At 32.6% G+C, this 15,893-nt stretch carries 16 protein-coding genes; 4 read left to right on the top strand and 12 right to left on the bottom strand.

Going from position 1 to position 15,893, the window contains the following annotated elements:
• Window positions 1-29: 29 nt before the first annotated feature.
• The 7 genes from PQF96_RS26650 to PQF96_RS26620 form a co-directional block, all read right to left on the bottom strand.
• The gene (locus PQF96_RS26650; protein ID WP_271769986.1) at window positions 30-1,013 is read right to left on the bottom strand and encodes a YARHG domain-containing protein; all 984 of its coding nucleotides are present in this window, start codon (window positions 1,011-1,013) and stop codon (window positions 30-32) included.
• Complete coding sequence (locus tag PQF96_RS26645; RefSeq protein WP_271769984.1) at window positions 1,010-1,573, bottom strand: DUF2306 domain-containing protein; 564 nt, start codon at window positions 1,571-1,573, stop codon at window positions 1,010-1,012. Before PQF96_RS26645 ends, PQF96_RS26650 begins: the two co-directional genes overlap by 4 nt.
• Before the next feature lie 131 nt (window positions 1,574-1,704).
• A complete protein-coding gene (gene sufD, locus PQF96_RS26640; RefSeq protein WP_109436464.1) occupies window positions 1,705-3,018 on the bottom strand; it encodes a Fe-S cluster assembly protein SufD in 1,314 nt (437 codons plus the stop codon).
• 4 nt (window positions 3,019-3,022) lie between these two features.
• Window positions 3,023-3,775 (bottom strand): Fe-S cluster assembly ATPase SufC, encoded by a 753-nt coding sequence (sufC, locus tag PQF96_RS26635; protein ID WP_109436465.1) that lies wholly within the window; start codon window positions 3,773-3,775, stop codon window positions 3,023-3,025.
• 41 nt (window positions 3,776-3,816) lie between these two features.
• Window positions 3,817-4,221, bottom strand: a complete 405-nt coding sequence (locus PQF96_RS26630; protein WP_271769982.1) for a hypothetical protein — start codon at window positions 4,219-4,221, stop codon at window positions 3,817-3,819.
• A gap of 25 nt (window positions 4,222-4,246) precedes the next feature.
• Window positions 4,247-5,692 carry a Fe-S cluster assembly protein SufB gene (gene sufB / locus PQF96_RS26625; RefSeq protein WP_109436292.1) on the bottom strand — a complete coding sequence of 482 codons (1,446 nt, stop codon included), beginning with the start codon at window positions 5,690-5,692 and terminating at the stop codon, window positions 4,247-4,249.
• Window positions 5,693-5,739: 47 nt separating this feature from the next.
• Window positions 5,740-6,069 carry a HesB/IscA family protein gene (locus PQF96_RS26620; RefSeq protein ID WP_109436293.1) on the bottom strand — a complete coding sequence of 110 codons (330 nt, stop codon included), beginning with the start codon at window positions 6,067-6,069 and terminating at the stop codon, window positions 5,740-5,742.
• 171 nt (window positions 6,070-6,240) lie between these two features.
• On the opposite strand from PQF96_RS26620, the gene thiL reads away from it, so the two are divergent.
• Window positions 6,241-7,287 (top strand): thiamine-phosphate kinase, encoded by a 1,047-nt coding sequence (gene thiL / locus PQF96_RS26615; RefSeq protein ID WP_109436294.1) that lies wholly within the window; start codon window positions 6,241-6,243, stop codon window positions 7,285-7,287.
• Window positions 7,288-7,291: 4 nt separating this feature from the next.
• On the opposite strand, the gene PQF96_RS26610 is transcribed toward thiL, so the two are convergent.
• Entirely contained in the window at window positions 7,292-7,567 is a 276-nt protein-coding gene (locus PQF96_RS26610; RefSeq protein ID WP_333968281.1) for a hypothetical protein, read from the bottom strand.
• A gap of 232 nt (window positions 7,568-7,799) precedes the next feature.
• Window positions 7,800-8,579 carry an alpha/beta fold hydrolase gene (locus PQF96_RS26605; RefSeq protein WP_143916188.1) on the bottom strand — a complete coding sequence of 260 codons (780 nt, stop codon included), beginning with the start codon at window positions 8,577-8,579 and terminating at the stop codon, window positions 7,800-7,802.
• A 37-nt stretch (window positions 8,580-8,616) separates the two neighbouring features.
• Between PQF96_RS26605 and brnQ the strand changes: the two genes are divergently transcribed.
• Entirely contained in the window at window positions 8,617-9,903 is a 1,287-nt protein-coding gene (brnQ, locus tag PQF96_RS26600; protein ID WP_271769980.1) for a branched-chain amino acid transport system II carrier protein, read from the top strand.
• A gap of 380 nt (window positions 9,904-10,283) precedes the next feature.
• Window positions 10,284-11,663, top strand: a complete 1,380-nt coding sequence (locus tag PQF96_RS26595) for a cytochrome-c peroxidase (protein ID WP_271769978.1) — start codon at window positions 10,284-10,286, stop codon at window positions 11,661-11,663.
• Here PQF96_RS26595 and PQF96_RS26590 read toward each other — a convergent pair.
• Window positions 11,660-12,043, bottom strand: a complete 384-nt coding sequence (locus PQF96_RS26590) for a VOC family protein (RefSeq protein WP_143916191.1) — start codon at window positions 12,041-12,043, stop codon at window positions 11,660-11,662. The genes PQF96_RS26595 and PQF96_RS26590 overlap by 4 nt on opposite strands.
• Before the next feature lie 114 nt (window positions 12,044-12,157).
• On the bottom strand, window positions 12,158-13,651 hold the full coding sequence (locus PQF96_RS26585) for a serine hydrolase domain-containing protein (RefSeq protein ID WP_271769976.1): 1,494 nt from the start codon (window positions 13,649-13,651) through the stop codon (window positions 12,158-12,160).
• Window positions 13,652-13,985: 334 nt separating this feature from the next.
• On the opposite strand from PQF96_RS26585, the gene PQF96_RS26580 reads away from it, so the two are divergent.
• A complete protein-coding gene (locus tag PQF96_RS26580; protein WP_271769975.1) occupies window positions 13,986-14,489 on the top strand; it encodes a DinB family protein in 504 nt (167 codons plus the stop codon).
• Between the two features lie 65 nt (window positions 14,490-14,554).
• On the opposite strand, the gene PQF96_RS26575 is transcribed toward PQF96_RS26580, so the two are convergent.
• Entirely contained in the window at window positions 14,555-15,850 is a 1,296-nt protein-coding gene (locus PQF96_RS26575; protein ID WP_271769973.1) for an aminopeptidase P family protein, read from the bottom strand.
• Window positions 15,851-15,893 lie beyond the last annotated feature (43 nt).

Here is a 15,893-nt window from a genome sequence, read left to right as displayed (position 1 = left end):
TCTATTTAGATGTAGTCTTTTGTTATAACTTACCTGCCAAAATAATCATAATACCGTTCTGCATGTTGCTCATATCGCTTAATCAAATCGATATTTTTCTTTTCTAAAGCGGTTAATTTATTTCTAATATCGGTAGAAACTGGAATATACCAATCAATATAGTAATCGAAAAAGTATCTCATTTTTCGATTTTTAAAAGAATATCCATGCCTTGCGTAGATAAGATTACGCAGTACTTCTAACTCTCCTTTATTAAGGTTTTCTATGTCTTGATTGGTTAATTTTTGAGTAGAAGCATTTAGTTCTCTAATCACTTTAACACTTATAGCTTCTAATTCTCCAGTTTCCTGATCTTGAGAACGACTTAAAGCTAGATTGTAATCGTCGTCATCTTCCTCAAGACCAAAAAACAAGTTTAATTTAGGGGTATATTTAAAATCTTTCATTTGAAGATTATATTCTCTTTTAGGAACTGCTAAATTCTCATTATTAGCGATCCAAATTCCTTCGAGGGTTTTCTTCTTAGGATAAAAGGTAAACTCAAAAACACCATCATATTTATCATCTCCGGGTTCTGAAACTTCAGCATAAAGAGTTTTTGGGTCAAATCTTCCTTTAAAAGGTCTAATATTTCCCGCAACAACTGAATGCCCATAAATAGAATCATCTTTAATATGATTAATAGATATATTAATTCTATTAGTATAAGAAGGATTATTCTCATTAAATTGTGCTGCAGAAAAATCCCCAACATAATAACTGATTAAGTTTTTATGATCAGATTCTTCTTCAAAAACTCTCTTTTTAAATTGTTTTATTATAGGTTCTTTTTTAACATTAGTTTGCGAGGATTCTGATTTACTTTTTTCTGTATTTGATTTAGATGACTCTCTTTTTTCATTTTTTGATATTTCAGTTTCTGAAATTGGAGCAGTTTCTATCTTTTTATTTTTCACCTCTTGTTTACAGGAAACGAAAGCAACTACGAATAAAACAATGAATATATTTTTCATTTTTTGATATGTTTTAATATTATAATTTCGGCAACAAGTAGATTTAATACCCAGCCTAACCATGCTACAATTTGATATACATCCATAGGTCTTGGTTGAAAAGCCAAAACTATTATATATTTCCATGATCGTAAAGTTATTGCAGATAGTGTTAAGGCAAAACTTCTAATCATAAAAATTTGATGTTTTCTATAATTTTTTTGTTTTATTGATAAAAAAGCCTGTAAACTAAACCAAAACCAACCGATTGCTAATATACAAAACGCCAATTGAGACCAAAACCCACCATTTGCATAATATCCTAGTATCAATCCTGATGGAGCGGCAAATATCAGAACAGATACCAAATATATCCAACCTATAGACTTATGAATTTTTGGGAGTTTTGTTCTTATTTTTTTTGAAAATTGCGTAAACCCTGCAAAGAGTGAAAAAATAGAAAAAGTAACATGAATATAAAAAGCAATTTTATAATGAGTTAAATGAATATATTGTTGTTTGATACGCAAAAAGGCAACATCAAAATTGATTGGAAAATATTGCAAGGTAATTTGAAGCATCAAAACACAAAAAAACGCATATATTGAAAAAAGGATTAAATGGTATGCGTTTATTTTCTTCATAGAACTAAAAAAACCTCAACAAATATATGAAGAGGTTTAGTATAAGATAGATAGTACTTTAGTTATTTTTACAAATCAAAACCGATATTAACGTTTAATTTATTGGCAATTAGCTTGTTAATTCTACTTTTGAGCTGAGGTATTTTTACACTTTCTAAAACATTATTTGCAAAAGCATACATGAGTAAGGCTTTTGCTTCTTTTTCTCCGATACCTCTAGATCTCATATAAAACAATGCATTATCGTCTAACTGACCAATAGTACATCCATGAGAACATTTTACATCATCTGCAAAAATTTCTAATTGAGGCTTAGAATTGATTGTAGCTTTATCACTTAACAAGATATTATTGTTTGACTGAAAAGCATTTGTTTTTTGAGCCTCTTTGTTTACGATGATTTTTCCGTTAAAAACACCTGTAGCTTTTTCATCAAAAATACCTTTATAATCTTGATGACTCTCACAATTAGGTTGGGTATGATGAACCAATGTATTATGATCTACATGTTGTTTACCCTCAACAATGGTTATACCATTAAGCACAGAATCAATACCTTCTCCTTTTTGATAGAAATTAAGGTTATTCCTTGTTATATTTCCTCCGAAAGCAAAAGTATGCACCGACGCAAGACTTTGTGATTGCTGATCGATATAGGTATTGTCGATTAAAGATGCATTTTGATTATCATTCTGGATTTTATAATAATCAACCACAGCTCTTTTATCTACAAAAATCTCGGTTACAGAATTTGTAAGTACTGGATTATCTGTTAAGCTTTGATGACGCTCAATAATCTGTACATGAGAGTTTTCTTCAACAATAATAAGATTACGTGGTTGCAGCATTTGTGCAGATTCTTTTCCTGTAGAGAAATGTATAATCTGTATAGGTTTGTCTGCTAATTTGTTTTTAGGGATGTAGATATAAGCTCCTTCTCTTGAAAACGCAGTGTTTAAAGAAGTAAGTCCATCTTGGCGAGCTATTTTGTTGAAGTAATTGTCAACAATAGGCTTATATTTCTCATGTGTTAATGCCGAAGACATCAAACATACATCAATTTTTTCATGAGTAGTTTCTGATAAATGAGAAGAATATTTACCATCTATAAATACAATCTTGTAGGTATCTATATCGTGAATAAAGTACTTTTTTATATCCTTAAAATCTAAGGCATTTTCTTCCTTTGGAAAAATACTATAATCATGTTTTAAAATAGAATTTAACGAAGTGTATTTCCAAGCTTCCTCTTTTTTGGTAGGAAACCCTTTTTCTTCAAAAACTTTGATAGCCTGGCTTCTAATATCATGTATAGGAGCATCGACATCTACTGTGTTTTCAAAAGCTAAAAAGGAAGACACTAATTTTTCTTTTAACTCCATAGCCTTATGCATTTATTTCTTCCTTAATCCAGTCGTATCCTTTTTCTTCTAATTCCAGAGCTAATTCTTTGGTGCCAGATTTTACGATTTTTCCATCATATAATACATGAACAAAATCAGGAACGATATAGTCTAGTAAACGTTGATAGTGTGTAATAACAACAATAGCATTCTCTGGGCTTTTTAGTTTGTTAACTCCATTTGCTACGATACGCAATGCATCGATATCAAGTCCAGAATCTGTTTCGTCAAGGATAGCTAACTTAGGTTCCATCATAGCCATTTGAAAGATCTCATTTCTCTTTTTTTCTCCACCAGAGAACCCTTCATTAAGTGAACGAGATAAAAACTTACGGTCGATCTCTAATAATTCAGATTTTTCCCGAATTTTTTTAAGCATATCTTTTGCTGGCATTTCTTCCAGTCCTTGTGCTTTTCTAGTTTCATTAATAGCGGTTTTCATGAAATTAGTAACGGTAACTCCAGGGATTTCTACAGGGTATTGAAAAGATAGAAAAACACCATTATGTGCTCGTTCTTCTGCTGCTAATTCATCTATATCCTCTCCTTCTAGAAGGATTTCTCCTCCGGTAACTTCATATTCTTCTTTCCCTGCAACGATATTAGCCAAGGTACTTTTTCCCGCACCATTAGGTCCCATAATAGCATGTATCTCTCCTGCTTTTACATCCAGGTTAAGACCTTTTAAAATTTCTTTTCCTTCGACACTTGCGTGTAAATCTTTAATTTTCAGCATCATCTCTTAATTTGAATATTTAGGTGCTTTTGGCAATTTATTTAATTTTCTTTTTCTTGATCTGCATCAGAGGAAGAAGTGTGGTCTTGCGGAGAAGACTTAATCTTCGTTGGCAACTCAGAGGTTGGTGCACTTACTCCTATGATTTCAGTTATTTCTACTATCTCTTTCCATTCTTCTAATCCATTTCCTTCATTAGGTTTTATAAGTCCTTTAATCACTACAGGAACCATATCATATTCTTCTCTTTGTAGTGGAGCGACTTTTTTGGCCAGTTCATGTGTAATATCATTAATTATTACACCATAAATAAAGCCATTACCCATAATGACGGCAGCATCATCAATAAGAATAAACTCACCTCGTATTAAAGTGGGTTCTTCATTTTTAGATTTACAAGAAAAAAGGGCAAGGCTTAGAGTAAATAGAATAAATAATTTTTTCATTAATGCAGATTTGATGGTTTCACAATTATCCTACAGAACCCTCTAGAGAAATTTCCAGAAGTTTTTGAGCCTCTACAGCAAATTCCATAGGTAATTTATTCAATACCTCTTTACTAAAACCATTAACTATTAAAGCGATTGCTTTCTCAGTATCAATTCCTCGTTGATTGCAGTAAAAAATTTGATCTTCACCTATCTTACTAGTAGTAGCTTCATGTTCTATTTGAGCAGTTTTATTTTTTGCTTCTATATAAGGAAACGTATGTGCGCCACATTCATTGCCCATCAATAATGAATCACATTGTGAAAAATTACGTGCATTGGTCGCTCTGCTATTAATTTGCACTAGTCCTCGATAACTATTTTGCGATTTTCCTGCAGAAATACCTTTAGAAATGATAGTACTTTTGGTGTTTTTACCAAGATGAATCATTTTTGTACCAGTATCTGCTTGTTGATAATTGTTTGTTACTGCTATAGAATAAAATTCTCCAACAGAATTATTTCCTTTTAATACACAAGAAGGATATTTCCAGGTTACTGCAGATCCTGTTTCAACTTGTGTCCAGGAGATTTTTGCATTAGTTTCACAAATCCCTCTTTTGGTTACAAAATTATAAACTCCTCCTTTTCCATCTGCATTACCAGGATACCAATTCTGCACGGTAGAATATTTTATTTCTGCATCATCTAATGCGATTAATTCTACTACGGCAGCGTGTAACTGATTTTCATCACGAGATGGAGCTGTACAGCCTTCCAGATAACTTACATAACTCCCTTGATCTGCAACAACAAGGGTGCGTTCAAACTGACCCGTTCCTGCTTGATTAATTCTGAAATAAGTCGATAACTCCATAGGACAACGAACTCCCTTTGGGATATAACAGAAAGAACCATCACTAAAAACAGCAGAGTTTAGGGCAGCATAAAAATTATCTTTTTGAGGAACTACAGAACCAATATATTTTTTAACTAATTCTGGATGTTCTTGTATAGCTTCAGAAATAGAGCAGAATATAATTCCTTTCTCGGCAAGAGTTTCTTTAAAAGTAGTTGCAACAGATACCGAATCCATTACGATATCTACAGCAACGCCGGCAAGTTTCTTTTGCTCATCTAAAGAAATACCAAGTTTTTTAAAGGTCTCTAATAACTCTGGATCTACTTCATCAATACTATTGTATTTTGGTTTTTTATTTGGAGCAGAATAATATGAAATACTTTGAAAATCTGGTTTTTCATATCTAACATTTGCCCATTCGGGCTCTTCCATTTTCTCCCATACACGAAAAGCTTCAAGTCGCCATTCGGTCATCCATTCGGGCTCTTCTTTTTTCTTAGAGATTGCACGAACTATATCTTCATTAAGACCCACAGGAAAAGTATCAGATTCTATATCAGTGTAGAATCCATACTCATATTCTTTGGTTTCTAATTCTTTTTTTAAGTCGTCTTCAGTATACGCCATCTTTTGTGTCCTGAGTTTATTCAGGATCTTGTTTTAAAGTTTAAAAACTATAATGAAAAACTTTCTCCGCAACCGCAGGTTCTACTGGCATTGGGGTTGTTAAATACAAAACCGGTACCATTAAGGCCTCCAGAATATTCTAGAGTTGTTCCGATAAGGTAAAGGAAACTTTTTTTATCAACAATGATTTTTATATTGTTGTCTTCAAAAACTTTATCTCCTTCTTCCTGGCTTTTATCAAATTTTAAATCATAAGATAATCCAGAACACCCGCCGCTTTTTACACCTACGCGAACATAATCGGTCGAAGCATCATATCCATCATCATTCATCAATTCGATGACCTTATTTTTTGCTATATCAGATACTTTGATCATATTACTGTATAATAGATTAATTCTAAATTGAATGCAAATATACTACTTAAGTAGATTTTATACACGAAACCTAACATTTATCTAACAATATTACAATAAGTAAAAGCTATAGTAGAAGATTATGATACTTGAAAATAATGCCAATTAATAGCGATAGATTATCTTTGCAAAATGATTGAAGATAAAAATACATCAAGGACGCAGTTATCTGAATTAGGAGAATTTGGACTTATTAACCACCTGACCAAGAACTTTACGATTAAGCAAAAAACAACCTCTCTTGGTATTGGTGATGATGCTGCGGTTTTGGATTTTGATAATAAAAAATGCGTTTTAACGACAGATTTATTAATTGAAGGAGTACATTTTGATTTATCATATGTTCCTTTAAAACATTTAGGGTATAAAGCTGTAGTTGTAAATCTTTCTGATGTGTATGCGATGAATGCAGTTGCAACTCAGATTACGGTTTCTATTGCAGTTTCTAATAGATTTCCTTTGGAAGCTTTAGAAGAATTATATGCGGGAATTGAAACTGCTGCAAAAATTTATAATATTGATGTGGTTGGAGGAGATACGACTTCGTCGACAACAGGGTTGTTAATTAGTATTACAGCAGTTGGATATGCTGAAGAAAAAGAATTGGTGTATCGTAGTGGAGCTCAGGAAAATGATCTTTTAGTAGTTACAGGTGATTTAGGAGCTGCATATTTGGGACTTCAAGTATTGGAAAGAGAGAAAAAAGTATATGAAGTTAATCCTAATTCGCAACCAGATCTGGATCAATATACATATCTCATCGAGAGACAACTTAAACCAGAAGCACGTAAAGATATTTCAGAACTTCTTAGCGCATTGGATGTAAAACCAACGAGTATGATTGATATAAGCGATGGACTATCGTCTGAAGTTATACATTTATGCACACAGTCTAAGGTTGGAGTAAATCTCTATGAGGAAAAAATACCATTAGACCCTACGGTAATTTCTACCTGTGAGGAATTTCAACTAAATAGCACGACAGTGGCATTAAATGGAGGAGAAGATTATGAATTGCTTTTTACGATAAAACAACAAGATTTCCCCAAAATTAAAGCAAACCCTAGTCTTACAGTTATTGGTCACATAACAGATGAGAAAAGTGGAATAGGATTAGTAACCAGAGCTAATGAAAAAATAGAAATAAAAGCTCAGGGATGGAATCCGATAGAAGGATAGCATATTATGAAGCTGCCTGAAACGAAGTATCTGTAGTATTAGTTCTTGCTAGTTTTTTAGCATGTACAGAAGCCAAAGCGTTGTTAATTTCTTTTAATTTAGGAGTCATTACTTCTAATCTTCCTCTACTATTTGTAGTTGCTTGTTCATTACAATGGGAACAGGTATATTCTTTGATATGATGTGTTACATTTTTTGAAAGTACATAATCATGACCAAATAAAGAACAATAGATTTTAGAAAAGGAAAATGTGGGGGTTGGGGTAGATTTTTTCATCATTTTTAGGGGGGTTAAAAATTCATAGAAATAGATTAGAGGTTCATTATCAATACAATAATAATATTTTTTTTCGTATTAATAGTCTTTTTGTAAGAAAAACTTGCCTTAAAACATTGATTTTTAACTAAACCAAGGCTTTTACAGTGATTTTTGACCTGTAAAAGTGTATTTCATCTGGTATTTTTGCTATATTCCCCGAATACTTTTAGGAAATTCCTTCTAAACGTATACGTTAAAACAAACTTAAGAATTTAAGAAGCGTATTGATATATTCTTCTTCATTTTCTAGGTAAGACATATGTCCACCATTAAAAGGCACAAGATCGATTTTAAATTGTTCTGCTTCTTTAAGATTTTGTGAGTAGGGTAAAACTGGGTCTTTAATACCTGCAAGTATTACTTTGGGCTTATTAAAATTTGATAAAACAGAAGTGCGATTTTTTCGAATCTTCATCCCTTCTAAAGCCGAAATGATTCCTTGCAATGGCATTCTGGAAGCTTGGTTTTTAATTGATTTGATTTTTTCTGCAAATACCAATCTATTTTCTTCTGCAAAAAGATTTGCAATTGCCATACTGGTAAATGCATTTGGATTATTTTTTACAATATCAATAGCTCTGCTTCGATTTGTTTTTCTTTCTGGGCTGTCAGGAAATGATGTCGAGTTAAGCAAGACTAATCCAGAAACTACATCAGGAAAGAGATCAACAGATGCTAATGCGACATAGCCTCCCATAGAATGCCCTATAAAAATTGCTTTTACAATATTCAAAGAATCCAAAACTGCTTTGACTGCTTGTGCCATGTCTTCCATAGTATGAATATATCCTAAACATTCGGTATCGCCATGACCTAATAGGTCAATAGTGATGCAATAATAACTTTTGGATAAGTGAATAGTAGTTTCTTTCCACATGGTAGAATTCTCTAAGAAACCATGTAGAAAAACCACAGGAGTACCTTTTCCAAAGACAGAATAATTTATTTTAATTCCTTTATATGCTAATATCATTATGAAAGTTTATTTTTAGGCACATAAACGTAATTAAATGAGATTTAATAAAGAAACTTTCGTTGCAGGATTTGCATTATTTTCGATGTTTTTTGGTGCCGGTAATCTAATGCTCCCTCCACTTCTGGGATTTAAGGCTGGTGATGCATGGCTAATGGTCATTATGGGGTTTGTTATTTCTGCTGTGATCATTCCGTTACTAGGAATTTTTGCACATGCAAGACTTCAGGGAACAATGTTGGATTTTGCTAAGAAAGTATCACCTACGTTTAGTCTTATATATTGTGTGTTAGTATATTTGATTTCGATCGCGTTACCTTCTCCCAGAACGGCCTCGGTAACTCATGAAATGGCAATTCAACCTTTTTTTGGAACCAGTGCCTGGATGACTAGTACAATATACTTTGCATTAGTCTTGCTTTTTGTACTTAATCGCTCTAAGATTTTAAGTATACTAGGTAAATTTCTTTCTCCTATTATCTTTATTGTTGTGTTAAGTATTATCTGTATAGGTATTTTTTCTGTACTAACCCCAGAGATTGGTCCTTCAGAATTTCAAACCCCTATAGTCAGTGGATTACTTGAGGGGTATCAGACTTTTGATGCTATAGGTGCAGTTGTAGTAGGTGGAGTGATTATTGTTTCACTAAAGATTAAAGGAGAAAATAACTTTGAAAAAAACCGAGGTCTTATTATACGATCTGGTATTTTGGCAGGGATCGGTCTTTTTATCATTTATGCAGGAATGATTTATAGCGGAGCGTTATTTGGATCTGATTTTGATGAAAATATCACAAGAACAGATTTATTATCAGGCTTAAGCCTCAAAACCCTTGGAAGTGTTGGTGAAATCTTTCTAAGTATTTTGGTAGGACTGGCATGTTTTACTACGGCAGTGGGTATTGTAACAGGTACTGCGGATTTTATGAAAGGACTATTTGGAGGCTCTCAAAAAATATATTTAATTACTGCAATTATAGGCTGTATTCTTGGGGTGCTTATGGGGCAGTTTGACGTACATTATATTATTAATGTAGCTGTGCCTGCTCTCATGTTTATATATCCTATCACGATAATTCTAATAGTATTAAATGTTTTGCCAGATAGATTTACATCTTCATTAGTTTTTAGAACAGTAGTAATCGTAACCATTTTGTTTAGCATTCCAGATTTTCTGGGCTCTATAGGATTGAGTGATATTGTTACTCCGATTTTAAAAACCCTTCCTTTAGGGATTTATAGTTTGGCTTGGCTCCTGCCGGCACTAATTACTTTGGTAATCATGAATGTATTTGTACCTAAAAAAAACAAGGTGACCTTATAAAAAGTGACAACATTCTAATTTATAGTAATCTATTTCTTACAAGTAAAAATGCTTTGAATGAAGCATAATGGTTTTTGATATTTTTCTCACGAAGAACATTAATTTGTTTAAAAAATCTTGATATGATAAGGTTAAATATGTTTTTTAGCTGAGTTTTGATACATCAATTTTATACAAAACATCAAATAAATTATTTTTCAGTTGATACCGGGAGCACAACCGTTTTTACACAAAATATATACGGGTTGCCCTTTAAGTGTGTATTTTGTCGATTTTTTAATATATATTTAACATGTTATCAGTCAAAAAATTGTTCAACCGTTGGTTTTGCAAATAGTCCTTTCAGTGAAAAATTTAGTGTTTAATTTAAATTTATTTCCATGAAAAAAAACTATTTTCTTATCCTGATTCTTGTCTTAATATCTTGTAATAATGATGATTATGTTGAGATAGATTCTGACGTCTCAAAAACGTATTCAAATACTTCAAACCCGACAGAACAAGATCAAAAATTATTACAAAGATTGGATAGTGTAACCGAAGGTATTGGAGTTTCTTTTTTTATTCTGCCGGATAGTGATGATTATGTTAATATTCCTCAAGATCCGTTAAATTTAATTACAGCAAAGAAAGTTGAATTGGGAAAACTTCTTTTTCATGAAACAGCAACAGGAGGAAATCCTAAGGTAGCGTCTAATAAAGCGATGTATTCTTGTGCTTCCTGCCATCATGCAGCTGCAGGATTTAGTGCAGCAATTAGACAAGGTATAGGAGAAGCTGGTTCGGGATTTGGGATCAATGGCAATGGCAGAATTATAGATCCCAGTATTCCATTAAACCTTGTTGATATACAACCCATTAGGTCCCCAACGATATTAAATGTTGCTTATCAGGATGTAATGCTTTGGAATGGACAATTTGGAGGAACAGGAACAAATGCTGGCACAGAAGCCAATTGGACAAATATTCCTGAGAATTTTTTAGGATTTCAAGGAGTAGAAATTCAGGCGATAAAGGGACAAGATGTACATAGGTTATTAATTGATAAAGATTTTGTAAAAGATTTTAATTACAAAAAACTGTTTAATAAAGCTTTTCCTGATGTACCAAAAAGTGAAAGATATACCAAAGAAAATGCTGCATTAGCTATTGCCGTTTATGAAAGAACGGTCTTACCCAATCAATCTCCATGGCAAAAATGGTTAAAAGGAGACTTTGAAGCACTTACTAAGAAGGAGAAAAAGGGAGCAAGAGTGTTTTTTGGTAAAGGAAAATGTTTTAAATGCCATACAGGTCCAGCATTAAATGACAAAAAATTCTATGCTTTTGGAATGGATGATTTTGATAATTCTTCTAAAGCAATTGTTTTGGATACCCCAGGTTTTGAGAATGTAAAAAAAGGAAGAGGAGGATTTACTAAGAAAACAAAAGACAATTATAAGTTTAAAACACCAACACTTTATAACTTAATCGATAATGGATTTTTTGGTCATGGAGGAACATTTACTTCGGTTAGAGATGTCATTGAATATAAAATTAACGGAACTCCTCAAAACCCTGAAGTACCTGTAGAAAGATTGGCCAAACAGTTTGTAAACGTACAAGAACTTACAGAAAATCAGATCAATAATCTTACCTTATTTATCGAGAATGGATTAAGAGATCCAAATCTGGCTAGGTATGTTCCTAATCTAGTACAATCAGGATTCTGTATTCCAAATAATGATGCCGAATCCAAAGTAGATTTGGGATGTAATTAATTAAGTGTAGCGATCCACCAGACGTTTCCAAAAGGATCTTTAAAGCCAGCACCACGTGCACCATAATCCTCATCCATAGGAGGCATTAGAGATTTTGCACCTGCGTCTATAGCTTCAAAATACGTCTGGTCGGTATCTTTTACATATACATACATTGATCCTGGGTGCGCGGGATAATGTTTTGATGCTTCGGTAAGAAGGATCGTACTCTCTCCTATTTTGATTTCAGAATGCTGTATTCTATTATCAACATCAAGAGTTCTAACCATCTCTTGAGCCTGAAAGATCTTTCTGATAAAATCAATAAAATCTTCGGCTTTTTCAACTACCAAATACGGCATAGCTTGCTGGTGGCCAGCAGTAATTTTCATTCGTTGCATACAATAAAAAAGAGGGTTTGTATACTCAACGAAAGAACTGATAGAAATATTCTACAAAAGAGTAAAAATATATAGTAAAAGAGTTCTTAAATTATATAAGTATATGTAGAGATACTACTTTTTTAATCTTTCAATCCATGTATTAATCTTTTTTGATACGGGACTTGCACCTCGATCATAATTAGACATTACCGTGACTATATACCCGTTATCTAAAAAAATATCAAGTTGGGCATTAAGACCAGGAAAACCACCATCATGACCGACTACTTTTCCTGCAGTACTGGTTTTTACTTCAAAACCATATCCGTATCTTGATTTTGCATGATCAGTCCAAAGTAATTCTAAGGAAGATTCTGAAACTAATTTTTTATCAACTAAAGCCAATGCAAACTTATGTAAATCTCTTACGGTTGAAAAGCCTCCGCCGGCAGGCCCTCCTTTAATTACATGTTTGAATATATTATTCCTCCATCCTAATGCGTTATTTGATACAGGAATATACCCTATAGCTAAGTTTTCTACAGGCTGATCCATTTCATAAGAGTCAGAATTAATCATTCCAGAAGGGGTAAAGATATTGTTCTGGATATACTCAAAATAGTCCTGACTTGATGATTTTTGGATAATTATTCCCAAAAGTAACATTCCGGTATTGCTATATCTAAATTTTTCTCCGGGGGTAAAAGCAAGTGTTTCTCCTTTGACCAATGGTTTAAATTCTTCAATCGTTCTATATAATTCTCGAGACGAATTCCAATATGTTTTATTAAAATAACTCCCTAATCCACTAGTGTGAGATAGAAGGTGGTGGATAGTGACCTTATCTGTAATTTGTTTGGGAAGCCAGCTCTCATCAATATATTTGCTTATAGGATCACTTAATTTTACCTTTTGTTTTTCTACAAGTTGCATAATCGCAGTAGTAGTAAACATTTTGTTCATAGACCCCAAATTAAACTTGGTATTTATTGTATTTGGCACATGAAATCTTTTAGAAGCTTCACCATATGCTTTTTCAAATAAGACTTCACTTCCTTTAGCAATTAATACAGTACCCGAGAAGACATCTTTTTTAGAAATCTTATCAAGTAAGGCAGAAGTTTTATTGATAAGTTCAGTTTCAGAAATTTGAGATTCTTTTACATTAGAAGGTATATTTGCAGATGAAAACCAAAGACTATCAACTATGTAATCTGTGGTATTCAAAAAACTTAAAGTGATTGCATACCAGGAATCAAAATTATTACCTTTAACAATGACTACTGTTTTATCAGGGCGAGAAGGGGTATACGTTCTTATACTATGAAAATTAACTCCTCCTGTTTTTCTATAATTGTCTAATAAATATTCCTGAATATCTTCCATAGAGAATTTCTTCAGGATATCTTCACTGCGATGTTTTGTAATAAATTGACTTATTTTCTGAGCATTATTTGCATTAAATACATCTATCACTTCTTGAATTACTTGTCCCATTTTTCCTTTGGGAAAGTTAGAATCATCTTTATAATCAATTTTAGCTACTTGTTGGGTATAACCGAAGAACGGAAATACTAAAAGGAGACATATGATTTTAAAATTAGAGATTGGTTTTAAGATTATCATAAGTTAAAGATTTTGATGGTTTTATGATCTTTTTTGTATTCAACTAATGAAAGGATGAAAATATTTTCCTTTAGACTATATAAAGCATCAAATATTGTTCCATTCAATATCTAAAATAAAGGATGCATAAGACATATGGTTAATATCATACCAAACAAATCTTAAGACAAAAGTAGGTGAGGTTTGAATAAAACATAATTTAAGATTTAAATAATTGAAAAAGAATGAATTAGTTCTATGGTATAAGACATTTGAAATAGTGAAATTTTTAATTATTCTTTAATCTAGTAGTTCGTTATTAAGACGATATTATGAATTAAAAATATTCTTTATTATGAAAACTAAAGCAATACTAATATTAACCTTTTTAAGTACAGCCTTGTTTACTGTTATGGGATTTATAACAGATGAAGAAAATAATCATTTGATTAAAAATTACAATTATCTGGAGGAACGTTTAAAGAATACCAAAATATATACCATACAAGTCATTGAAGCCATGCCAGAAAGTGAATATGGATATAAACCAAATAAAGATGTTAGATCATATACTGCTTTGGCTTCTCATATTATATACTCCATAGAATGGAATCTTGAAGTAATGAAGGGAACTCCTATTAAATGGAACCCTGGTGATGAGGATGGTTTAAGTAAAAAAGAATTGATTACTTATGCAAATGAACAGTTTAATGCATTTATTGACTTTGTTCTTAAAGCAGAAGAAACCTCTAAGTTAACAGATAAAATTATAGATGTATTGAATCATAATGCACATCATCGTGGACAAATGGTCACGTATTTACGAATGAAAGGAATAGAGCCACCTAAGTATCGGTAAATAAGTAGGTGGTCATTGCCTTTTCTTTTTTTAAAGATAGTATCAATTTTTATGATACATTAAGCCTAGGACTTGTTCATAAGCTCTTCAATTTCTTCTGCTTCTATAGGGATATTGGCCATAAGATTAAAAGGGTCTCCTTTTTCCTGTATAACAACATCATCTTCTAGTCGTATTCCAAAACCTTCATCAGGAATATAAATCCCTGGTTCTACTGTAAATACCATATTTGCTTGCATCGGTTCGGTTAAAATACCGTAGTCATGAGTATCTAATCCGATATGATGAGAAGTACCGTGCATTAGATATTTTTTATAGGCAGGCCATTCAGGATCTTCTTTTTGTACATCGGCCTTATCTAATAACCCCAGCCCTAATAATTCTGAAGTCATAATCTTACCTACTTCTACATGATAATCTGCCCAGATAGTTCCTGGTACTAACATTTTAGTCGCTTCATTTTTAACACGCAGTACGGCATCGTACACGGCTCTTTGTCGTTTGGTATAGGTTCCAGACACAGGAATTGTACGGGATAAGTCACTAGAATAGTTAGCATATTCTGCAGCAACATCCATCAAAATCAAATCTCCTGCCTTACACTGCTGATTGTTTTCTATATAATGAAGAACATTAGCATTAGTTCCACTTGCTATTATGGGAGTATATGCAAATCCTTTGGACCTGTTATTGATAAATTCGTGTAGTAATTCGGCTTCGATATTATATTCCCAAACGCCGGGTTTTACAAATCCCAAAAGTCTTCTAAACCCTTTTTCAGTAATATTACATGCCGTTTGCATCAGATCAATTTCTATAGCGTCTTTTACAGAACGTAATCGTTGTAAAATAGGATTGCTTTTGGCAACCGTATGTGCGGGATATTTTGCTTTCCACCATTTGGTAAAACGATCTTCTCGAGTTTCGGTTTCTACATTTGATCGGTAGTGCTCATTCGTATTGACATATACAGTTTCACATTGCGTCATAACCTCGAAAAAAATCTTTTCCAAATCCTGAAGCCAATACACAGTTTTAATTCCAGAAACTTCCAGAGCATGTTCTTTGGTGAGTTTTTCACCTTCCCAAATGGCAATATGCTCGCTGGTTTCTTTTAAAAATAGGATCTCACGATGTTTTGCTAACGGAGCATCAGGAAAAAGAAGTAAAACACTTTCTTCCTGATCTACACCACTTAAATAGAAGATATCCCTGTGTTGCTCAAAAGGCATAGTGCTATCTGCACTAATTGGATAGATATCATTACTGTTAAATACGGCAATGCTATTAGGTTTCATTTGCGCTGTAAAGTTCTTTCTATTCTTTATGAAAAGATTACTATCTATTTGGTGGTATTTCATCTGATACTAATTTATTAAATGCTCATTACGGATTTCCAAAAAT

Origin of the sequence: Aquimarina algiphila (assembly GCF_947494415.1) — a bacterium.
GTDB lineage: Bacteria > Bacteroidota > Bacteroidia > Flavobacteriales > Flavobacteriaceae > Aquimarina > Aquimarina algiphila.
This window is presented reverse-complemented; position numbering and strand designations above follow the sequence as displayed.